Consider the following 23,357-nt stretch of genomic DNA (forward strand, 5'->3'; position numbering starts at 1 on the left):
CCTGTTTATTCATACAGTTTTGGCGCCGGGGAAACTTCTCGGCGCCGTTACTCTATCCGTCAACAGGAACCTGGAGTGCCTTTCTTGAGCCAGGAATACACAGAAGATAAAGAAGTTACCCTGAAAAAACTCAGCAGTGGGCGACGTTTGCTCGAGGCTGTGTTGATCGTGGTGGCAATTTTTGCCGTTTACCTTATGGCTGCATTGGTCAGTTTCAATCCTTCCGATCCTAGTTGGTCGCAAACTGCCTGGCATGAGCCTATCCACAATCTGGGCGGCGGGGTAGGCGCATGGTTGGCCGACACGTTGTTCTTCACCTTTGGGGTCCTTGCCTATGCGATCCCACCGATTATGCTGGTGTTGTGCCTGTCTGGTTACCGTCGGCGCGATAACGGCGATTACGTCGATTTCTTTGGGCTCTCGTTACGTTTGATCGGCACATTGGCGCTGGTGCTTACCTCGTGTGGCCTGGCGGCGTTGAACGTTGACGATCTCTATTACTTCGCTTCCGGCGGGGTGATTGGCAGCCTGCTAAGCAATGCCATGTTGCCGTGGTTTAACGGCATTGGCGCCACTTTGGCGCTGCTCGGCATTTGGGCAGTGGGGCTGACGCTGTTCACCGGTTGGTCATGGCTGGTGATTGCGGAAAAAATTGGTGGTGTCGTGCTGGGCGCCGCTACCTTTATGACTAACCGTTCACGCCGTGAAGACCGCTATCACGACGATGACGATGTCGTGTTCGACGATCGCGAAGAAAGCGGCCAACCTGTGGCACCTGCTGCTCTGGCAGTAGATGAGGACGACGCGTTGTTCTCTGCCTCTTCCGTGACCGAAACCGCCGAAGAAGCAGCGCAAGATGCCGCAGATCCTTTATTAAGTGGGTTGCGTGCCAGCGATGATGACCTCCCGCTTGCCGAGCCAGCGCCGGTCGTTACTGATATCCCGGTAATGCCGAAAGCGGCCGTTCAGGCTCCGGTCACCGTTGCCCCGACAGCGCCTGCTTCCATCAATCAGCATCCATTAACCCCTGCGCAGCCACAAGACACGCCGCCGCTGTATTCGTTTGAACTGCCTGAAGAGACACCGGCACCGAGAACGACGCGCGTAACGGAGCCTTATCGTGAGGAACATGAGCCGCGCCTGGGTGACTGGCAGACCCCCGTTACGCCAAAACCAGAGCCGTCACCGTTTGATTTCTCTGCGGCTCAGCGGGATAGCGACGATGTTATTGGCTCAACGGGTTTCAGCGCCAGAGAGGTAGTGAAGCCAGCGGCGGTTGCCGCAGCCACAGCAACCGCTGGCGCGGTGAACAACACCTTCATGCCTGCGTTTACAGCCACCAGTGATGCGAGCTCGCAGATCAAGCAGGGCATCGGCCCGGAACTGCCACGGCCAAATCCGGTGCGTATTCCAACCCGGCGTGAGCTGGCCTCCTACGGCATCAAGCTGCCTTCGCAGCGGATCGCGGAGCAGGAGCAGCGCAACCGTGGGGATGAACCTCAGCCAGAACCGTTCAGCAACCCGCAGGAAGAAGATGAAGTCCTGCAAGAAGCTGCATTGCGTCAAGCCTTTGCCGAACAGCAAAGCCAGCGCTATGGCGAAGAGTATTCGCAAGAACAACAAGATGACGAAGATGCGCAGCGTGAGGCCGAACTCGGTCAGGCATTTGCCGCGCAGCAACAGGCTCGCTATGGCGTAGAAGAACCGCAGCCTGAACCAGAACCAGCTCCGGTAACTCGCCCGGTGGATACCCGCCAGGCCTACAGTTTCTCACCGATGGCAGATCTGGTGGATGACGGCCCAACCGAGCCGCTGTTTACCTTGTCGCCACAGCTTGAGGATAGCATCGAGCTGGAAAGCGAGTTGGAAGATGATGTGCCGTTCGGGCAGTTTGAGCCTGAGGTGCCCGCTTATCAGGCGCCGCGTCCGCAAACTAACCCTGCGCCTGGTTACCAGCCGCAACAGATTTATCAGCCACCCGTTCAGCAGCAACCGCCAGCACCAGCGATGGACAGCCTGATCCATCCATTCCTGATGCGTAATGATATGCCGCTGCAGAAACCGACTACGCCACTGCCAACGCTGGATCTGTTGACCGAGGCCCCGAAAGAGGTCGAACCGGTCGATACCTTTGCGCTGGAACAGAAAGCGCGGCTGGTGGAAGCCAGCCTGGCGGATTACCGCGTCAAGGCCGACGTGGTCGATATTCTGCCTGGTCCGGTCATTACCCGCTTCGAACTGGATTTGGCTCCTGGCGTCAAGGCCGCGCGTATCTCCAACCTGTCGCGCGATCTGGCCCGCTCATTGTCAACTTCCGCCGTGCGTGTGGTGGAAGTGATCCCGGGTAAGCCATACGTCGGCCTGGAACTGCCGAACGTCAAACGGCAAACCGTGTATCTGCGCGAAGTGCTGGATTGCCCAGCCTTCCGCGACAACCCATCGCCTCTGGCGATCGTATTGGGTAAAGATATCGCGGGTCAGCCAGTGGTCGCCGATCTGGGTAAAATGCCGCATCTGCTGGTGGCCGGTACCACCGGTTCCGGTAAGTCGGTTGGGGTCAACGCCATGATCCTCAGTATCCTGTATAAGGCCACGCCGAAAGAAGTGCGCTTTATCATGATCGACCCGAAAATGCTGGAACTGTCGGTCTACGAAGGCATCCCACACCTGCTGACCGATGTGGTTACCGACATGAAAGACGCCGCCAATGCATTGCGTTGGTGCGTGGCCGAGATGGAGCGCCGCTATAAGCTGATGTCTGCCCTGGGGGTTCGTAACCTGGCAGGCTACAACGAGCGGGTCGATCAGGCCGAGGCGATGGGGCGGCCAATCCCGGATCCGTTCTGGAAGCCAAGCGACAGCATGGATATCACGCCGCCGGTGTTGGAAAAAGAGCCGTACATCGTGGTGATGGTGGATGAATTTGCCGATCTGATCATGACGGTGGGCAAAAAGGTTGAAGAGCTGATCGCTCGTCTGGCACAGAAAGCGCGTGCTGCGGGGATCCACCTGGTGCTGGCAACCCAGCGTCCTTCGGTGGATGTGATCACCGGTTTGATCAAGGCCAACATCCCGACGCGTATCGCCTTTACCGTATCGAGCAAGATCGACTCCCGCACCATTCTCGATCAGGGCGGAGCGGAATCCTTGCTGGGGATGGGTGACATGCTGTATCTGGCGCCGAATTCTTCAATACCGGTGCGTGTGCACGGGGCGTTTGTCCGCGATCAGGAAGTTCATGCCGTGGTCAAAGACTGGAAAGCGCGTGAGCGGCCGCAGTATAAAGAGGGTATTCTCAGCGCCGGTGAAGACGGTGAGGGTGGCGCAGGCGGTGGTCTGGACGGTGACGAAGAGCTGGATCCGCTGTTCGATCAGGCGGTCGAGTTTGTGGTGGATAAACGCCGCGCTTCGATTTCCGGTGTACAGCGTCAGTTCCGCATCGGCTACAACCGCGCCGCGCGTATCATCGAACAGATGGAAGCGCAGGGCATTGTCAGCGAGCAGGGGCATAACGGTAACCGTGAGGTGCTTGCCCCGCCACGGCATGATTGATTGCCATCAGGCGCTGTAACCATCATAAAAGGGCCGCTTTGCGGCCCTTGTGCAAAGAAGCGTAAACCCCTGCTTTATCGGAATCGTGCTCTGGCTGTCGGCCGAGCGCTTCGGGTAGAGTGGAGGTGTTCAGGGTTATATTGACCCAGCTTGCGGTAAACGCATTTCATAAGGTAGCTGAAATAATGAAAAAACTGTTGATGGCCTGTTGTCTGCTTTCGGGATTCGCGTCTACTTCCGTGTTGGCGGATGCTGCGCAAGATTTGCAAAGTCGTCTGGCGAAAGTAAACAGTTTCCATGCCAGCTTCTCCCAATCTGTCACCAGTAGTGACGGCGCTGCTGTGCAGCAAGGGGAAGGCGAATTATGGGTAAAACGCCCCAATCTGTTTAACTGGCACATGACCTCGCCGGATGAGAGCGTGCTGGTTTCGGACGGCGAGACCCTGTGGTTCTACAACCCGTTCGTCGAGCAGGTGACGGCCACCTGGCTGAAGAACGCCACTGGCAATACGCCCTTTATGCTGATCACCCGTAACGATGCTAACGACTGGAAAAAATACAACGTGAAGCAGAAGGGCGATGATTTCGAACTGACGCCAAAGGCCAGCAGCGGTAATCTGAAGCAGTTTGCCATCACCGTGACCAATAGCGGCACCATCAAGAGCTTTGCTGCGGTTGAGCAAGATGGCCAGCGTAGCGCTTATCAGTTGAAGAGCCAGCAGAGCAGCAGCGTTGATGCTGCCAAATTCAAATTTACCCCACCGAAGGGGGTGACGCTGGACGACCAGCGCCAGTGAGGTCTACGTGAGCAACATGTCACTCGATTTTTCCCATAATGAGTTCCAGCCACTGGCCGCGCGTATGCGGCCAACCACGTTGGCACAATACATTGGCCAGCAGCATTTGCTGGCCCCGGGCAAGCCGTTGCCACGCGCCATCGAGGCTGGGCAGTTGCACTCTATGATCCTGTGGGGGCCGCCGGGAACCGGGAAAACGACGCTGGCAGAGTTGATTGGCCGCTATGGCCGGGCCGATGTTGAGCGCATCTCAGCGGTAACCTCCGGCATCAAGGAGATCCGCGAAGCTATCGAGCGCGCCCGGCAAAACCGCGATGCAGGCCGCCGTACCATCCTGTTTGTTGACGAAGTCCACCGCTTCAATAAAAGCCAGCAGGATGCCTTCCTGCCACATATCGAAGACGGCACCATTACCTTCATCGGCGCCACCACGGAAAACCCCTCCTTTGAGCTGAACTCGGCGTTGCTGTCACGCGCGCGGGTCTATCTGCTCAAAGCGCTGACGGCGGACGACATCGGCCAAGTGCTGGATCAGGCCATGGAAGACAAGGCACGAGGTTTTGGCGATCATAACATCGCGCTGCCGCCGGAAACCAAGCGCATGCTGTCAGAACTGGTGGGTGGCGATGCCCGCCGCGCCTTGAACAGCCTGGAGATGATGGCCGATATGGCGGAAATCGACGGCAAAGGCATGCGGGTATTAACCCCGGAGCTGCTCAAAGAGGTCTCCGGTGAACGCAGCGCGCGCTTCGATAACAAAGGCGATCGCTATTACGATCTGATTTCAGCGCTGCATAAATCCGTGCGTGGCTCGGCACCGGATGCCGCCTTGTACTGGTATGCACGTATTATTACTGCTGGTGGCGATCCTCTATATGTGGCGCGCCGCCTGTTGGCCATTGCCTCTGAAGACGTTGGCAACGCCGATCCACGCGGAATGCAGGTGGCCATTGCCGCCTGGGATTGCTTCACCCGCGTTGGCCCCGCGGAAGGGGAACGCGCCATCGCACAGGCGATCGTTTATCTGGCCTGTGCGCCAAAAAGCAACGCCGTCTATACCGCTTTTAAAGCCGCCATGCGTGATGCCAAAGAGATGGCGGACTATGACGTGCCGGAGCATCTGCGTAACGCACCGACCAAGCTGATGAAAGAAATGGGTCTGGGCGCAGAATACCGCTATGCCCATGACGAACCCAACGCCTACGCGGCCGGAGAGAGCTATTTCCCGGCAGAAATGGCCACCACGCGCTACTATCATCCAACCTCGCGCGGGCTGGAAGGCAAAATCGGTGAAAAGTTGGCATGGCTGGCTGAGCAGGATCAAAATAGCCAGACAAAACGCTACCGCTAGCGTTGCCGTTGCGGTAAGGTTAGCGGGTATCACACTTCTTTTATGCGGCTATACCGTTGCGGCATAAAACACAATTTCTCTTTCAATAACAACAAGCACAGGATTAGCATGCTCGATCCCAATCTGCTGCGTAATGAGCTAGACGCAGTCGCCGTAAAACTGGCTCGCAGAGGCTTTAAACTCGATCTGGATCTGCTGCGTTCGCAAGAAGAGCGCCGTAAGGTTCTGCAGGTAGAAACTGAAACACTGCAGGCAGAACGTAACTCCCGATCGAAATCCATCGGCGCGGCCAAAGCGCGCGGTGAAGATATCGAGCCACTGCGTCGCGAAGTGAACGAACTGGGTGACAAGCTGGATGCTGCCAAGGCCGCACTGGATAAGCTGCAGAACGAGATCCGTGATTACGCGTTGGTGATGCCGAACGTGCCGGACGATGCGGTGCCGGATGGTAAAGACGATAGCGAAAACCTGGAAATCTGCCGCTGGGGCGAGCCGCGTCAGTACGATTTCCCGGTACGCGATCACGTTGAGCTGGGCGAAATGGCCGGTGGGCTGGACTTTGCCGCAGCGGTGAAACTGACCGGTGCGCGCTTTGTGGTAATGAAAGGTCAAATGGCTCGTATGCACCGTGCGTTGGCCCAGTTCATGCTGGATCTGCACACGGAACAACACGGCTATCTGGAAACCTACGTGCCCTATCTGGTGAACCATGCCACGCTGTACGGGACTGGCCAGTTGCCGAAGTTTGGTGAAGATCTGTTCCATACCAAACCGCTGGAAGAGGAATCAGAAAGCAGCAACTATGCGCTGATCCCAACTGCGGAAGTGCCAGTCACCAACCTGGTGCGTGACGAGATCCTCGATGAAGAAGATCTGCCACTGAAGATGACCGCGCATACACCATGCTTCCGTTCAGAAGCCGGTTCTTACGGGCGTGACACCCGTGGCCTGATCCGTATGCACCAGTTCGACAAGGTCGAAATGGTCCAGATCGTGCGCCCAGAAGACTCGATGAATGCGCTGGAAGAGTTGACCGGCCATGCGGAGAAAGTGCTGCAGCTGCTGAACCTGCCATATCGTAAAGTGCTGCTGTGCACCGGTGATATCGGTTTTGGTTCCTGTAAAACCTACGATCTGGAAGTGTGGCTGCCTGCGCAGAACACCTATCGCGAGATCTCTTCCTGCTCCAATATGGGAGATTTCCAGGCTCGTCGTATGCAGGCTCGTTGCCGCAGCAAGACCGAGAAGAAGCCACGCCTGGTGCACACGCTGAACGGCTCTGGTTTGGCCGTAGGCCGTACTCTGGTTGCCGTGCTGGAAAACTACCAGCAGGCAGATGGCCGTATTCAGGTGCCAGAAGCATTGCGCCCTTACATGGGCGGCCTGGAATATATCGGTTAACCCACCTCACAGTGGTAACGAAATAGTGTATCGAAAGCGCCTACGGGCGCTTTTTTTGTATGAATGTTTTTTATTTACGAATGAAAGCACCATTTATTGATAGCAGACAAAGTTTCTTACCTCCTTGTGAGTAATATCCTTACCTATGGAGGGGGAATTATTTTTCCACATCAAACCACCCAGCACTAATTCAGCTTCCTCCTGTCTCTGCCGACCAAGGCATGACTTTTCCCGTTGTTCGGGCAAGACCTGGAGTGAGCTATGTCGAAGCAAAAATCTGCAACATCATCCAACGGTATCAGCCGCCGTACGCTAATGAAATCCGGCACGGTAGCGGGTTTGACCCTGGCTGCTGGCGGTTTTTCGTTGCCTTTTAGCCGTCATGCCGTGGCAGAAACGGTCGGCACCGCGGTACAACCCGTGCCGCAGGATAAAGTGGTGTGGGGAGCTTGCTCGGTTAACTGTGGCAGTCGATGCGCCTTGCGGCTGCACGTGCGCGATGATGAAGTTTACTGGGTGGAAACCGACAACACGGGCGATGATGTTTACGGCAACCACCAGGTGCGTGCCTGTCTGCGTGGCCGCTCCATACGGCGGCGCATGAACCATCCGGAACGACTGAATTACCCGATGAAACGCGTCGGCAAACGTGGCGAAGGCAAATTCAAACGCATCAGTTGGGAAGAGGCTTACAGCGAAATTGCCGCCAACCTGCAACGTATCGTCGCCAAATACGGCAATGAAGCGGTTTACATCAACTACACCTCCGGCATTGTCGGCGGCAATATTACCCGTTCTTCACCCTATGCCTCGCTGGTCGCCCGCCTGATGAACTGTTACGGCGGTTTTCTCAGCCACTATGGCACCTACAGTACCGCCCAGATCGCCTGCGCCATGCCTTATACCTACGGCAGCAATGAAGGTAACAGCACCTCTGATATCGAAAACAGTAAGCTGGTGGTGCTGTTCGGCAACAATCCGGCGGAAACCCGCATGAGTGGCGGTGGTATCACCTACTTTCTGGAGCAGGCACGGGAACGTTCAAACGCGCGCATGATCGTCATCGATCCGCGTTATACGGATACGGCTGCTGGGCGGGAAGATGAGTGGATCCCGATCCGGCCTGGTACAGATGCTGCACTGGTCGCCGGATTGGCGCATGTGTTGATCAGCGAGGATTTGGTCGACCAACCGTTCCTGGATAATTACTGCGTGGGTTACGATGAAAAAACCTTACCCGCCGGTGCACCTGCCAACGGCCACTATAAGGCCTATATCCTGGGGCAGGGCGAGGACGGCGTTGAGAAGACCCCACAGTGGGCATCGCAGATCACCGGCATTCCGGCCGAGCGTATCATCAAGCTGGCACGTGAGATTGGCAGTGCCAAACCGGCCTATATCTCTCAAGGTTGGGGGCCACAGCGCCAGGCAAATGGTGAGCTCACCTCGCGGGCCATTGCCATGCTACCTATCCTGACCGGCAACGTAGGGATTAACGGCGGTAACAGCGGTGCGCGTGAATCAACCTATACCATCACCATAGAGCGGATGCCGGTGCTGGAAAATCCGGTAAAAACGCAGATTTCCTGCTTCAGTTGGACCGATGCCATCGCCCGTGGCCCGGAAATGACCGCCAAACGTGATGGGGTACGCGGCAAAGACAAGTTGGACGTGCCGATCAAGTTCATCTGGAACTATGCCGGTAACACCATTACCAACCAGCACTCCGATATCAACAAAACCCACGACATTCTGCAGGATGACTCCCAGTGTGAAATGATCGTGGTGCTGGAAAACTTTATGACCTCTTCGGCGAAATACGCCGATATTTTGCTGCCGGATCTGATGACGGTCGAGCAGGAGGACATCATCCCGAACGATTATGCCGGCAATATGGGCTACCTGATTTTTATCCAGCCGGCCACTTCTGCCAAGTTTGAGCGTAAACCTATCTATGAAGTGATGAGCGAGGTGGCGCGTCGCCTTGGGCCTGAGGTACACCAAAAATTTACCGAAGGGCGCACCCAGGAGCAGTGGCTGCAATACCTGTACGCCAAAATGCTGGCGAAGGACCCGCAGCTACCTTCCTATGAAGCCTTGCGCAGCATGGGGATTTACAAGCGTAAAGACCCGAATGGGCACTTTGTGGCCTATAAAAAATTCCGTGACGATCCCGTAGCTAACCCGTTGAAAACGCCTTCAGGCAAGATCGAGATCTATTCTGCCAAGTTGGCAGAGATCGCCAACAGTTGGGAGCTGGAGAAGGACGAGACCATCAGCCCGCTGCCGGTCTACGCCTCAACCTTTGAAGGTTGGGATGATCCGTTGCGTAACACCTACCCGCTGCAAATGTTCGGTTTCCACTATAAGGCCCGGACCCACTCCAGCTACGGCAATATCGATGTGCTGCAGGCGGCTTGCCCGCAGGAGGTCTGGATTAACCCGCTGGATGCCAGCCAGCGCGGCATTGCCAGCGGCGAAACGGTGCGGGTATTCAATGGCCGTGGCGAAGTTCGCGTGGCCGCCAAGGTGACACCGCGCATCATGCCAGGCGTGGTAGCTATGGGGCAAGGAGCCTGGCATCAGGCCAACATGAACGGCGATCGTATCGATCACGGTGCCTGCATGAATACGCTCACCACCCACCGGCCATCGCCGCTGGCGAAAGGTAACCCGCAGCATACCAATCTGATCGAGATCGAAAAGGTATGAAATAATAATCATTATCAACAATGGCAGTGATATCAACTATTTATTGATTGTGAACAAGGTGGAACTACCTATTTAGGAGGATAGTTCCACCTAGAGCAGGTCAAAATAAAAAAACCATTACCTGCCATTTTAAAACCGATCTGCGTAGTTGATTGCAGATTTTCCTGTAGCCATACCCCTGGCTGATTGAAGCAACCCAGAGCGAAATATTATGAGCGAGTCCCCCAAAAAACCTCTAACCGGCTTTCAGTGTTCCAGACGAAAGCTGGTCAAAAATAGTGCCATTGGCGGGCTTGCCCTTGCCGTTGGTGGCGTTTCCCTGCCTTTCAGCCGTCGTGCCAACGCTGAAACCTCTCCGACATCCGCCCTTGCCAAACCCGAAGAAAAAGTGGTGTGGAGTGCTTGTACGGTAAACTGCGGTAGCCGTTGTCCCCTGCGGATGCATGTGGTCGACGGTATGATCAAATATGTCGAAACTGATAATACTGGCAACGATGAGTACCAAGAGTTGCATCAGGTTCGTGCCTGCCTGCGTGGGCGCTCAATGCGCCGCCGCGTGTATAACCCGGACCGCCTGAAGTACCCCATGCTCCGCGTGGGCAAGCGGGGCGAAGGAAAATTCAAGCAGATAAGCTGGGATGAAGCCTACACGCTGATCGCTGACAACATGAAGCGCATCATCAAAGACTATGGCAATGAAGCCATCTATTTGAACTACGGCACCGGCACCTTGGGGGGCACAATAACCCGCTCTTGGCCACCGGGCTCTACGTTGATCGCGCGTCTGATGAACTGTTGCGGCGGCTATCTGAACCACTATGGTGACTACAGCACCGCGCAGATCGCCATGGGGCTGAATTATACCTATGGCGGTTGGGCGGACGGTAACAGCCCGACGGACATCGAAAACAGCAAGCTGGTGGTGCTGTTCGGCAATAACCCAGGCGAAACCCGCATGAGCGGCGGTGGGGTCACCTACCTGCTGGAGCAGGCGCGTAAGCGTTCGAATGCGCGCATGATTGTGATCGATCCGCGCTACACCGATACCGCTGCCGGTAGGGAAGACGAGTGGATCCCTATTCGCCCTGGCACCGATGCGGCACTGGTTGCCGGGTTGGCGCATGTGTTAATCAGCGAGAACTTGGTCGATCAGCCGTTCCTGGATAAATACTGCGTGGGTTACGACGAAAAAACCTTACCTGCGGGGGCTCCAGCTAATGGGCACTATAAGGCCTATATCCTGGGCCAAGGTGAAGACGGCATTGAGAAAACGCCTGCCTGGGCCTCAAAAATTACCGGTATCCCGGCCGATCGCATCGTCAAACTGGCGCGCGAAATTGGCAGTACCAAACCGGCGTTCATTTCCCAAGGTTGGGGGCCGCAACGCCATGCCAACGGTGAATTGACCTCACGCGCCATCGCCATGTTGCCGATCCTCACCGGTAACGTCGGGATCCATGGCGGTAACACGGGGGCGCGCGAAGGCTCCTACGGCCTGCCGTTTGTTCGGATGCCGACCTTGGAGAATCCGGTTAAAACCAGCATCTCCATGTTTATGTGGACCGATGCCATTCTGCGTGGGCCGGAAATGACCGCCAAGCGTGACGGCGTGCAGGGCAAGGACAAGTTGGACGTGCCGATCAAGTTTATCTGGAACTATGCCAGTAACTGTCTGATCAACCAGCACTCAGAAATCAACCGTACCCATGACATTCTGCAAGACGAGAAGAAGTGCGAGATGATCGTGGTAATCGATAACCACATGACCTCGTCGGCGAAATATGCCGATCTGGTGCTGCCAGATTGCACCGCCTCTGAGCAGATGGACTTTTGCCTGGATGCCTCAAGCGGCAATATGGGCTACGTCATCTTCGCCGATCAGGCGATCAAGCCGCAGTTTGAATGTAAGAACATTTATGAAATGACCAGCGAGATCGCCCGGCGTATGGGGGTTGAGCAGGCCTTCACCGAGGGGCGGACTCAGGAAGAGTGGCTGCGTCACCTTTATCAGCAATCCCGCGAAGCCATTCCGGCGCTACCGGAGTTTGAACAGTTCCTCAAGCAAGGGATCTTCAAGCAGCGCGATCCCGATGGTCACCATGTGGCTTACAAAGCATTCCGGGCCGATCCGCAGGCTAATCCACTGAAAACGCCTTCAGGCAAGATCGAGATCTATTCTGCCCAATTGGCAGAGCTGGCAGCGACTTGGGAATTATCCAAGGACGACGTTATCGATCCGCTGCCGGTGTATGCGGCCGGTTTCGAAAGCCTCGACGATCCGTTAAGCGGCAAATATCCATTGCAGATGACCGGTTTCCACTACAAGGCCAGAACCCACTCTACCTACGGCAACGTCGACGTGCTGAAGGCCGCTTGCCGCCAGGAGATGTGGATCAACCCGATTGATGCGCAATCCCGCGGCATAGCCAACGGAGACCTGATCCGTATTTACAACGATCGGGGTGAGGTACGTATTAATGCCAAGGTGACGCCGCGCATGTTGCCGGGCGTGGTAGCAATGGGCGAAGGAGCATGGTATGCGCCAGATGGTAGCCGTATCGATCATGCTGGCAGTATCAACGTCTTGACCACCCAGCGCCCGTCGCCGCTGGCCAAGGGCAATCCTTCTCACACCAATCTGGTCCAGGTCGCCAAACTTTAAGGAGTAGCTGATGACTACGCAATATGGATTCTACATTGATTCAAGTCGTTGCACCGGCTGCAAAACCTGCGAGCTGGCCTGCAAAGACTATAAAAACCTGACCCCGGACGTCAGCTTCCGCCGCATCTATGAGTATGCCGGGGGCGACTGGCAGCAGGACGGCGATAGCTGGCACCAGAACGTGTTTGCCTATTACCTGTCGATCGCCTGTAACCACTGCGAAGATCCGGCCTGCACCAAAGTGTGCCCAAGTGGCGCCATGCACAAGCGGGAAGACGGCTTTGTGGTGGTGAACGAAGAGATATGTATCGGTTGCCGCTACTGCCATATGGCTTGCCCATACGGCGCACCGCAGTACAACGAAGCGAAAGGCCACATGACCAAGTGCGATGGCTGCTACGAACGCGTCGCCGTTGGCCAAAAGCCGATTTGTGTCGAGTCCTGCCCGCTGCGTGCCCTGGACTTTGGCCCGATCGACGAACTGCGTAAACAACATGGCACCCTGGCGCAAGTGGCACCGTTACCGGCCGCGCATTTCACCAAACCGTGCATCGTACTGAAACCTAACGCCAACAGCCGCCCGAGTGGTGACACTACCGGCCATCTGGCTAATCCGAAGGAGGTTTAAAATGGGAACGGGATGGCATGAATGGCCGCTGATGGTGTTCACCGTATTAGGGCAGTTTGTGGTGGGCGGCGTCATCGTAATGGGGCTGGCGTTGATCGCCGGTAATTTGACCGATCGCCAGAGCAAGGCGGTACACGGTTCTATGTTTTTCCTGTGGTTGCTGATGGGGATCGCCTTTATCGCCTCCGTGATGCACCTGGGGACGCCGATCAGGGCCTTTAACTCGCTCAATCGCATCGGTGAGTCGGCGTTGAGTAATGAAATCGCCAGCGGTTCTGTATTCTTTGCGGTTGGTGGCCTCTATTGGCTGCTGGCCGTGTTGAAAAAAATGCCGCCGGCGCTGGGTAAAGCCTGGCTGGTGCTTACCATGGTGCTAGGCCTGCTGTTTGTCTACGCCATGACGCGTGTCTACCAGATTGATACCGTACCGACTTGGCACAACGGTTACACCACGCTGAACTTCTTCCTGTCGGTGTTTATCGGCGGGCCGCTGTTGGGCGTGTTGCTGCTGCGGGCCGCCGGTCTGCAAGTGGCTGGTCGTGGTCAATTGATGATGATCAGCGTGCTGGCGCTGCTGCTTAGCCTGTGCTCGGCGCTGTTGCAGGGCAGTGAGTTGGTGACCATCAGCAGCTCGGTACAGCAGGCGTCGGCGCTGATCCCGGAATACGGTCAACTGATGGTATGGCGGCTGGTATTGCTGGTTCTCGGCCTGGGTTGCTGGATTTGCCCGCAGTTGCGCCGTGGTAACGCCAGTGTCATGGGGTTGATCTTGGGCTTTGTGTTAGTCTTTGCCGGTGAGTTGATTGGCCGTGGCGTGTTCTACGGCCTGCATATGACCGTTGGCATGGCCGTGGCTGGCTAACGTTAATCTGGGCGCGGCCTGGCTGCGCCCCTGGAGAAGCCCCAAGTTATGATGCTTGAAAAAATTGCCCTGACTGGCCGTGTGCTAGGTGTTTTATTGTATGCCCCACCGGAGAGCAAAGAGTGCCAGCCTTTACTGGACTCCCTGGCCGACCCGCAGTGGTTGACCGAATGGCCTTATGAAGGCGCTCAAGAGGCAGCAGCCCTGATTGCGGAAGGTTTGACTGGAAACCAGCCAGAGACGCTGTCAGAAGCTTATCAACGCCTGTTTGTTGGCCCGCATACGCTGGTTGCTCCGCCTTGGGGCTCGGTCTATCTGGATAGAGAGAGCGTGCTGTTTGGTGATTCGACGCTGCGCCTGCGCCAATGGCTGCGGGTGAACGGTATCGAAGCCCAGCGCGACCAGAATGAACCGGAAGACCATATTGGCACTTTGCTGATGATGGCGGCCTGGTTGGCCGAAGAGAAGCAGCACAAAATGATTTCCGGGCTGATTGCGCTGCACATTCTTCCGTGGGCTCCGCGTTATCTGGAGCTGCTGCAGCAACATGCCGGACATCCGTTCTATCAAGGTGTGGCTCAGTTGGCACAAATCACGCTGGCAGCCTGGGCGGAAGAGTGCCCGTCACCGGTGCCGAGCCTGGAGCTGTATTTCTAATGAACAACGACCAGCAGTTATCTGCGCAAGGCAATAGCCGCCGCCGGTTGCTGACTGGTTGGCTGGATCGTAGTAAAGCCTTGCCGGAACAGGATACGCCCTCTGTGACATTGCCTGCGGTGGCTCGTCCACCTCAGGCTTTGCCGGAGGCGTTGTTCAGCGCGTTGTGCAACGGCTGTGGCGGTTGCGTGAGCAGTTGCCCGTACGGTTTATTGAACCTCGAGCAAGGCAAGCCGGTATTGAGCATCGATTTCACCGAGTGTGATGTCTGCCGCAAATGCACCGCCGCCTGCCAAACCGGGGCGCTGCGTGACAAAATGCCCTGCGACACGCTGCTGCGCCCGCAAATCAGCCATAGCTGCCTGGGGCGCCAGGACAGTTGCCGGATGTGTACCATCAACTGCCCGCAACAGGCTTTATCCTTCCAGCTTTCTGAAAACGGTGCCCGCCAATTGCAGTGTGACGATACGCTGTGTAATGGCTGCGGGCTCTGCAAGCTATCCTGCTTTCACGGGCATATTTCCCTGGCAGCTTCGGGTGAAAAATCGTTGCCGGAACAGCTATAAAGCCAGTTTTAACCCGTTGTTAAACATATTGTGCGATCGCCCGTTAACCGCCGATTGACTTTTTTATCGCCAGTGGCATGATGCGCGCACTCTACTCTGTCTGTTCGGTTTCAATTTCACTATGTCCGCATATTCTCGCCCAGTGCTTATGTTGCTCTGCGGCCTATTGCTGCTTACGGTTTCCATCGCCGTTTTGAACACTTTGGTTCCCCTCTGGTTAACCCATGCTCAATTGCCAACCTGGCAAGTGGGAGTGGTCAGTTCGTCTTACTTTACCGGGAACCTGATGGGAACGCTGGTGGCGGGCAAACTGATCAAGCGGATTGGCTTTACCCGCAGCTATCATCTTGCCTGTCTGGTCTTTGCCTTCGCTACCGTGGGTATGGTGCTGTCGCTGGACTTCTGGAGCTGGATCGGCTGGCGCTTCTTTGCCGGGGTAGGGTGTGCCTGGATTTGGGTGATCGTTGAAAGCGCGCTGTTGCGCAGCGGTAATTTGAGTAACCGTGGCCAACTGTTGGCGGCGTATATGATAGTTTACTACCTCGGTACGGTTGCGGGGCAGTTGCTGCTAAGCAGTGTTTCAACCGAGCTGCTGGATGTGGTGCCGTGGGTGACCGCCGTTGTGATGGCCGCTATGTTGCCGATGCTGTTTGCGCGGGTTAATAACCAAGATGATGAGCCACAGCAGGCCTCAATCTGGCAGATGTTTAAACGTCGTGACGCCCGGTTGGGCATCAACGGCTGTATTATCTCGGGGATCGTGCTGGGTTCGCTGTACGGCCTGATGCCGCTGTATTTAAACCATCAGGGGATGAGTGATGCCAACGTGGGTTACTGGATGGCGCTGCTGGTCAGTTCCGGCATCGTGGGTCAGTGGCCTATAGGGCGTTTGGCCGATCGCTATGGCCGCCTGTTGGTGCTGCGCATTCAGGTGTTCGTGGTGATCCTTGCCAGCATCGCGATGCTGGGTAACTATGCAATGGCTCCGGCGCTGTTTATTCTGGGCTGTGCTGGTTTTACCTTATACCCGGTGGCGATGTCCTGGGCCTGCGAAAAGGTGCTGCCGCATCAGTTGGTGGCGATGAACCAGACATTGTTGATGAGCTATACCGTCGGCAGCTTGCTAGGGCCCGCGATGACGTCGATGCTGATGCAGAGCTACTCCGATCGGCTGCTGTTTGTGATGATTGCGGGGGTGGCGTTGGTTTATTTGATGATGCTGCTGAAGAAACCTGACCATCACCACACCCCGTTGGCTGCGGCCTGAACATGAAAGACCGATCTTTCGAGTGGCGGGCAATTAATTGATATTGCGTACCAAGATATCTTCCGATAAGTGCAGGCTAATTTTTATCCCTTTTTTAGCTGCACTATATCGGTACTCATTGAGCATTTCGCGAATATCATCATCCAGATAGTCGATACCTTCACAATCTATGATCACTTCGCTATCCGGCTTGATTTGTCCCAATAAATGTTTTAATCGCATCTTGTTCAGAAAGGTCAGGTTTTGCTGACATTTGATTAAGTAGTGATTGTCGTAATGCGTCAACCGCAGGGCGTTGCGGTTGCTTTGATACAAACTTCCTGCCAGTTGTACAACGAGTCCAAGCGCGATCCCTTCTAACATACCGAGAAATAAAATACCGAACAGGGTGGCGGTGAAGGGGATAAATTGTTGTAAGCCTTGCCGCCATAGCGATAAGATAATTTTTGGATGTGCCAGCTTAAAGCCAGTATAAATCAAAATTGCCGCTAAACTCGCCAAGGGAATATTGTTAAGTAAATCAGTAAATAGAACCGCACTGAACAGTAATAATAGCCCATGGATGAGGATTGACAGGCGACTTTGCGCACCAGCCTGCACGTTGGCAGAACTTCTTACTATCACAGAGGTGATAGGTAAGCCCCCTATCAGGCCACTTAGCATATTACCGGCCCCTTGCGCACGTAGCTCTTTATCGGCACTTGGTTCTGGCGTCATGGGGGCAATTTTCTTCAATGCCTCCTGACTGAGCAGCGTTTCCAAACTGCCGACGATGGCAATAGTCATGGCAATCACATAGACCGTAGGATTACGCCAAGCTTGCCAGTTAGGAAAAGAGAGTTGAGATTGTAATGCTTCCACACTTGTCAGCGCAGGCAATTCAATGCGTGCCAGGTTTGCCAGCTCGGGTGACAAATACTGTGCGAGCCAGACAAATAAGCATCCCCATAAAACGGCAATCAGAGGGCCCGGTAATGCGGAAAGCCGCAGGCGCTGCTTAACAGAAGAGCTCCCCCAGAATTTGATAAGCAGTAGCGCCCCGATGCTGACTATTATGGCTGCCGGGGTAATGTCTGCTTGTAGTTGCTGCAAAGTGATGTCTTCGCTCAGCCCATGACCTACAGGGTATCCCATAGCCAGTGGTAACTGCTGTAAAATAAGTAGGATGCCAATACCTGCCAACATACCGTGGATCACCGCACTGGGGATCAGTGCCGCCAATTGGCCACTGCGTAGCATACCAAAGACAAATTGAAATATTCCTGACAGTAGCAACGCGAACAAGAAGGTTGGAAAATCGCCCAAAGAAACGATTGCACTAGTAACAATAGTGACCAACCCGGCCGCAGGCCCGCTAACGGAAAAAGGGGAAGGGCTGAGTAGTGTGACAAGGAGCCCGCCGATGATCCCAGTCAGTAAACCCACGAAGGGTGGAACTCCACTGGCTTGAGCGATCCCCAGACACAGTGGCAGAGCGACCAGGAATACGACTAATCCAGCCGGAAGATCAAAGCGCACATTAGCGTATCTCATGATATCGCTCCGTCGTCGGGGTATTGCGCCAGTACATTCAGGAATCCCGTGTGCATATCGTAAATACAACCAAATAGCGTCAATGCTTTATTCTGCTGCCAGGCTCTCTGGATTATGGCGGTTTTACTGAGCTTATTCAGTTGTACCTGTACGTTGGCATACACGGCCTTTTTCAAATACTCAGTTTCTTCATTTTCGGGAGGTTTTAGAGTGACCAGATGGGGGGCCAGAGAGAAGCGCAGAGATGCAAGACGGCGTGTTAATGAGTCTTTTACTGGAACGTTTCGAGTACTTAAAGCTGACTGGATCCCACCGCAACCGTAATGCCCGCAAATGACGATGCTGCTTACACCAAGATGTTCTACGGCGTATTGCACCACACTCATCAAATTATCATCTTGTTCTTCGACTATATTAGCAATATTACGATGGACAAATAGCTCGCCGGGTTGTGCACGCACGATAGTTTCAGCAGGGACTCGACTGTCAGAGCAGCCTATCCATAGAATTTCAGGGTGCTGAGATTTTGCAAGCTGTGAGAAGTAACTCGGGTCCCGCCATTGCTGTTCTGTTGCCCAGCTACGGTTTCTTACTAATAGATGATTCAAGGAGTTCATAACATGTCCCTTTGTTGGTATTAATCGGCCATGACCAGCTGTTGTAGAATTCAGCGCTGACGCGTAAACCACCGTCGTTTCTACCAGCATTGCTGATGTTTGACTCAAACGACGCAGTTATACTAAGCAGGTAATATGTAAATTTATCTTATGAATAAGTAAAGATAGATGGGGGGAAAGTAATTTAATCTATGCGGGAATCAAACTGGAGCAGGTAAGTGAGTAAGGTAATTATCTGTAATTGTTATAATAATCGATATTTAAGTCTGGTTAATCTTTAAAAGACCAATATCTCCCCTGCAACCCCTTCTTTGTTAAGTGTTATTTATTAATTGCATTTTGCAAAGAAGCAGTTCAACCGCAATATTGCGAAGTCTCTTGAGCAGGGGGCCTGATCAAGAGACCGCTAACAGGAAGAAGGATAGGGCATCTGTGGGAGCTTAATAGATCACTTTGTGGCCGTAGCTTTCCAGGATCCCCTTCACGCGATCCATGGTGTCGGCCTTAGGCGGATGAACGCCGTCCAACTTGTACTCTTCACCCATCGCGATCCATTTGTGCTTGCCCAGTTCGTGGTAAGGCAACAGCTCGATCTTCTCGATATTGGTCATATCCTTGGTGAACTCACCGAGCAGATGCGTCGATTTATCATCATCAGACCAGCCTGGCACCACCACGTAGCGGATCCAGGTGCGTTGATTACGTTTGGCCAGATAACGAGCAAACTCCAGCGTACGATGGTTGGAAACTCCCACCAGGTTCTGGTGAATATCGTCATTCATCTGTTTCAGATCGAGCATCACCAGATCGGTGGTATCCAGCAGCTCATCAATCACCGGGTCATAACGGCGGACAAAACCGTTGGTGTCCAGACAGGTGCTGATCCCTTCCTTGTGACAGGCGCGGAACCAGTCGCGAACAAATTCGGCCTGCAGGATCGCTTCGCCGCCGGACGCCGTTACGCCGCCGCCGGAAGCGTTCATAAAGTGACGGTAGGCCACGGTATCAGTCATCAGCTCTTCAACCGTGACCTCCTTGCCGCCGTGGGTGTCCCAGGTATCGCGGTTATGGCAGTACAGGCAGCGCATCAGGCAACCCTGGAAGAACACGATAAAGCGGATACCAGGGCCATCAACGGTGCCACAGGATTCGAAAGAGTGGATGCGGCCTTTCAAGGACATTGCGGGTTTCTCCAAAATCGACTGTCAAACGCAGTCTACAATAGGCTGGTAACCGCCAGGCAGGGATCAACGATGTGGCGAAAAAAGGCGCCAGGTAAAACGATTCCTGTTGGCCGGTTACGTACCGGTTCACTGTTTTGCCAGATATCCATGCAGTATATACCCATCACAGGCTAAGCAGCAGCGTAGATACCTGGCAAAACAGACTCAAGACCAGAGTCAGGGAGTACTTAGTAAAAAGGCCGGAATATCCGGCCTTGGTAACACTTGTTCAGCGGGGCAGAGCGATCCGCCCCGGAGAAACCGCGATTAGATCGACTGGGTGAAAGTACGAGTAATCACGTCTTGTTGCTGTTCTTTAGTCAACGAGTTGAAGCGCACTGCGTAACCCGATACGCGGATGGTCAGCTGAGGATATTTCTCAGGGTTTTCCATCGCGTCCAGCAGCATTTCACGGTTCATCACGTTCACGTTCAGGTGCTGACCACCTTCGATGGACGCTTCGTGGTGGAAGTAACCATCCATCAGACCCGCCAGGTTGGCTTTACGCACGTCGTCATCTTTACCCAACGCGTTAGGCACGATGGAGAAGGTGTAAGAGATACCATCTTTCGCATAGGCAAACGGCAGTTTGGCTACGGAAGTCAGAGAGGCTACAGCACCTTTCTGATCGCGGCCGTGCATTGGGTTGGCACCTGGACCAAATGGAGCGCCAGCACGACGGCCATCTGGGGTGTTACCGGTTTTCTTACCATAAACCACGTTAGAGGTGATGGTCAGCACGGACTGAGTTGGTACCGCATTACGGTAGGTACGCAGTTTCTGAATTTTCTTCATGAAACGTTCTACCAGGTCGCAAGCGATGTCATCTACGCGAGAATCGTTGTTACCGAACTGCGGGTATTCACCTTCGATTTTGAAGTCGACAGCCAGGCCGTCTTCGTCACGGATGGTGGATACTTTGGCGTACTTGATGGCAGACAGGGAGTCGGCTGCTACGGACAGACCCGCGATACCACAAGCCATGGTACGATAAACATCACGGTCATGCAGAGCCATCAGAGCAGCTTCATAGCTGTACTTGTCGTGCATGTAGTGAATGATGTTCAACGAGGTCACATACTGCTTGGCCAGCCAGTCCATGAAGTGGTCCATACGTTCCATGACTTTGTCATAGTCCAGTACGGTGTCCATCATTGGGGCTTCTTTCGGGCCAACCTGCATTTTCAGTTTTTCATCAACGCCGCCGTTGATTGCGTACAACATGGTTTTCGCCAGGTTGGCACGTGCACCGAAGAACTGCATTTGCTTACCGACAATCATCGGGCTGACGCAACAGGCGATGGCATAGTCATCGTTGTTGAAGTCTGGGCGCATCAGGTCGTCGTTTTCATACTGTACGGAGGAGGTGTCGATAGACACTTTCGCAGCGTATTTTTTGAAGTTCAACGGCAGTTTTTCAGACCACAGGATGGTCATGTTTGGCTCTGGAGATGGCCCCATGGTGTACAGCGTGTTCAGGAAGCGGAAGCTGTTTTTGGTCACCAGCGTACGACCATCAACACCCATACCTGCCAGGGATTCTGTTGCCCAGATTGGGTCACCAGAGAACAGCTCATCATACTCAGGAGTACGCAGGAAGCGAACCATACGCAGTTTCATGACCAGGTGGTCGATCAGTTCCTGCGCCTGCAGTTCGGTCAGTTTACCGGCCTTGATATCGCGCTCAATGAACACGTCCAGGAAGGTAGATACGCGGCCGAAGGACATGGCTGCACCGTTCTGGGATTTCACCGCGGCCAGGTAGCCGAAGTAGGTCCACTGCACGGCTTCTTGAGCGGTGCTGGCTGGGCCGGAAATGTCGTAGCCGTATTTGGCGGCCATTTCTTTAATCTGCCCCAGGGCGCGGTGCTGTTCAGCAATTTCTTCGCGCAGCTGGATGGTCATTTCCAGATCTTCGCCATTTTCCAGACGAGTCTGCAGAGACTTGAACTGGTTCAGCTTGTCGGCCATCAGGAAGTCGATACCGTATAAAGCAACGCGACGGTAGTCACCGATGATACGGCCACGGCCATACGCATCTGGCAGACCGGTCAACACGCCAGATTTACGGCAGTTCAGGATGTCTTTGGTGTAAACATCGAATACGCCCTGGTTGTGGGTTTTGCGGTATTCGGTGAACACTTTCTTCACTTGTGGATCCAGTTCACGACCATAAACCTTGCATGAACCTTCAACCATCTTGATGCCGCCGAATGGGATCAGCGCGCGCTTCAGAGGAGCATCAGTCTGCAAACCAACGATGGTCTCCAGATCTTTGTTGATATAGCCCGCATCATGAGAAGTCACGGTGGAGACGACGTTGGTATCGAAATCAACTGGCGCATGGGTGCGGTTTTCCAGTTTGATCCCTTCCATAACCTTGTCCCACAGAGTGGTAGTGGCTTGACTTGCGCCAGCCAGGAAGGATTCATCACCCTCGTAAGGAGTGTAGTTTTTCTGGATGAAGTCACGTACGTTGACTTCTTTCTGCCAGTCACCTTCGCTGAAACCTTGCCAAGCGGTCGCTAACTTCTCGTTAAGTTCGGTCATTATACACCTACCTTCTAATGTGGATTTCTTTGTAAACCCGGCGCCGTGCCAGCCAACAGATTAGTGATTCTGTTTGCCGCCACGCAGATAAATTACCCAGTAAGTCAACCCAACCAGTAGACCACCGCCAATGATGTTACCGATGGTGACGGGGATCAGGTTGTCGATGATAAAGTTGCTTACGGTCAGATGAGCGAATTGCTCGGGTGCTGCCCCCACGGCTTGCCAAAACTCTGGCGTGGCAAAGTGCTTAACCACTATACCCATAGGGATCATAAACATGTTGGCGATACTGTGCTCAAAGCCGCTGGCAACGAACATGGCTACCGGCAGGATCATGGCGAACATCTTGTCCATCAGGCTGCGGCCGGAGTAGCTCATCCAGACGGCCAGGCAAACCATCAGGTTAGCCAGAATGCCCAGACAGACGGCTTCGATAAAGGTGTGGTGCAGTTTATGGTCGGCGGTTTGCAATACGTTCAAACCCCACAGGCCATTGGCCGCCATATACTCGCCTGAGAACCAGATCAGCGCAACGAAGAACAGGGCACCAATCAGGTTGCCAATATAGACGTTTAACCAGTTAAGAGCCAATTGCCCCCAGGTAATACGCCCGCTGGCTTTGGCAATCACGGTCAGTACGGTGGAGGTAAACAGGTCCGCCCCGCAGACGACGACCAGCATTAACCCCATGGAAAAGCAGATACCACCCACCAGCTTGGCGAGGCCGAAAGGAATGGCGGCGGTGCCGGTGGTCGCTGTGATATAAAAAACAAAGGCGATAGAAATGAACACACCTGCGGTGATCGCTAAATAAAAAGTCGTCAGCGGATGCTTGGTGGCTTTATACACCCCCGCATCCTCGGCAACTTTCGCCATCGCGGCAGGTAACAGCATATCGAAGGGGTTGTCAGCTCTCACACTAACTCTCGCTCTTAAGGGTTATTACAACACACTGAGATACTAGCAAAGCAGTATA

16 protein-coding genes are annotated in these 23,357 nt (G+C 54.4%); 11 read left to right on the forward strand and 5 right to left on the reverse strand.

The annotated features are described in order from the left end of the window. The first annotated feature begins 84 nt into the window (after window positions 1-84). From KGP26_RS10050 to KGP26_RS10100, 11 genes are all read left to right on the forward strand, one after another. Window positions 85-3,552: a DNA translocase FtsK 4TM domain-containing protein gene (locus tag KGP26_RS10050; protein WP_223665359.1), complete on the forward strand. Its 3,468-nt coding sequence runs from the start codon at window positions 85-87 to the stop codon at window positions 3,550-3,552. 185 nt (window positions 3,553-3,737) lie between these two features. Continuing rightward, on the forward strand, window positions 3,738-4,349 hold the full coding sequence (gene lolA / locus KGP26_RS10055) for an outer membrane lipoprotein chaperone LolA (protein ID WP_024529867.1): 612 nt from the start codon (window positions 3,738-3,740) through the stop codon (window positions 4,347-4,349). Between the two features lie 7 nt (window positions 4,350-4,356). Continuing rightward, window positions 4,357-5,700, forward strand: coding sequence for a replication-associated recombination protein A (locus KGP26_RS10060; RefSeq protein WP_223665360.1), 1,344 nt, complete (start codon window positions 4,357-4,359; stop codon window positions 5,698-5,700). A 108-nt stretch (window positions 5,701-5,808) separates the two neighbouring features. Further along, a complete protein-coding gene (gene serS, locus KGP26_RS10065; protein WP_021804939.1) occupies window positions 5,809-7,101 on the forward strand; it encodes a serine--tRNA ligase in 1,293 nt (430 codons plus the stop codon). A 261-nt stretch (window positions 7,102-7,362) separates the two neighbouring features. Further along, entirely contained in the window at window positions 7,363-9,813 is a 2,451-nt protein-coding gene (ynfE, locus tag KGP26_RS10070; protein ID WP_094982383.1) for a selenate/tellurate reductase subunit YnfE, read from the forward strand. A 211-nt stretch (window positions 9,814-10,024) separates the two neighbouring features. Continuing rightward, the gene (gene dmsA, locus KGP26_RS10075) at window positions 10,025-12,475 is read left to right on the forward strand and encodes a dimethylsulfoxide reductase subunit A (protein ID WP_223665361.1); all 2,451 of its coding nucleotides are present in this window, start codon (window positions 10,025-10,027) and stop codon (window positions 12,473-12,475) included. 10 nt (window positions 12,476-12,485) lie between these two features. Further along, window positions 12,486-13,103 carry a DMSO/selenate family reductase complex B subunit gene (locus KGP26_RS10080; RefSeq protein WP_021804936.1) on the forward strand — a complete coding sequence of 206 codons (618 nt, stop codon included), beginning with the start codon at window positions 12,486-12,488 and terminating at the stop codon, window positions 13,101-13,103. A gap of 1 nt (window position 13,104) precedes the next feature. Then, window positions 13,105-13,965, forward strand: coding sequence for a DmsC/YnfH family molybdoenzyme membrane anchor subunit (locus tag KGP26_RS10085; RefSeq protein WP_223665362.1), 861 nt, complete (start codon window positions 13,105-13,107; stop codon window positions 13,963-13,965). 48 nt (window positions 13,966-14,013) lie between these two features. Next, the gene (dmsD, locus tag KGP26_RS10090; RefSeq protein WP_021804934.1) at window positions 14,014-14,622 is read left to right on the forward strand and encodes a Tat proofreading chaperone DmsD; all 609 of its coding nucleotides are present in this window, start codon (window positions 14,014-14,016) and stop codon (window positions 14,620-14,622) included. Beyond that, window positions 14,622-15,188 carry a ferredoxin-type protein NapF gene (gene napF, locus KGP26_RS10095; protein ID WP_059200388.1) on the forward strand — a complete coding sequence of 189 codons (567 nt, stop codon included), beginning with the start codon at window positions 14,622-14,624 and terminating at the stop codon, window positions 15,186-15,188. The genes dmsD and napF overlap by 1 nt, the downstream gene beginning before the upstream one ends. A gap of 121 nt (window positions 15,189-15,309) precedes the next feature. Next, window positions 15,310-16,455, forward strand: a complete 1,146-nt coding sequence (locus tag KGP26_RS10100) for an MFS transporter (RefSeq protein WP_179247828.1) — start codon at window positions 15,310-15,312, stop codon at window positions 16,453-16,455. A gap of 33 nt (window positions 16,456-16,488) precedes the next feature. Here KGP26_RS10100 and KGP26_RS10105 read toward each other — a convergent pair whose 3' ends face one another. From KGP26_RS10105 to focA, 5 genes are all read right to left on the reverse strand, one after another. Next, a complete protein-coding gene (locus KGP26_RS10105) occupies window positions 16,489-17,988 on the reverse strand; it encodes a SulP family inorganic anion transporter (protein ID WP_179247829.1) in 1,500 nt (499 codons plus the stop codon). Next, window positions 17,985-18,605 carry a carbonic anhydrase gene (locus tag KGP26_RS10110; protein ID WP_223665363.1) on the reverse strand — a complete coding sequence of 207 codons (621 nt, stop codon included), beginning with the start codon at window positions 18,603-18,605 and terminating at the stop codon, window positions 17,985-17,987. Before KGP26_RS10110 ends, KGP26_RS10105 begins: the two co-directional genes overlap by 4 nt. Before the next feature lie 440 nt (window positions 18,606-19,045). Next, window positions 19,046-19,786, reverse strand: coding sequence for a pyruvate formate lyase 1-activating protein (gene pflA, locus KGP26_RS10115; RefSeq protein ID WP_024484611.1), 741 nt, complete (start codon window positions 19,784-19,786; stop codon window positions 19,046-19,048). Window positions 19,787-20,095: 309 nt separating this feature from the next. After that, window positions 20,096-22,378 (reverse strand): formate C-acetyltransferase, encoded by a 2,283-nt coding sequence (gene pflB, locus KGP26_RS10120; RefSeq protein ID WP_021804926.1) that lies wholly within the window; start codon window positions 22,376-22,378, stop codon window positions 20,096-20,098. A gap of 60 nt (window positions 22,379-22,438) precedes the next feature. After that, window positions 22,439-23,299: a formate transporter FocA gene (gene focA / locus KGP26_RS10125; RefSeq protein ID WP_024484609.1), complete on the reverse strand. Its 861-nt coding sequence runs from the start codon at window positions 23,297-23,299 to the stop codon at window positions 22,439-22,441. Between the last annotated feature and the right edge of the window lie 58 nt (window positions 23,300-23,357).

This window comes from Serratia sp. JSRIV002 (assembly GCF_019968725.1).
GTDB lineage: Bacteria > Pseudomonadota > Gammaproteobacteria > Enterobacterales > Enterobacteriaceae > Chania > Chania fonticola_B.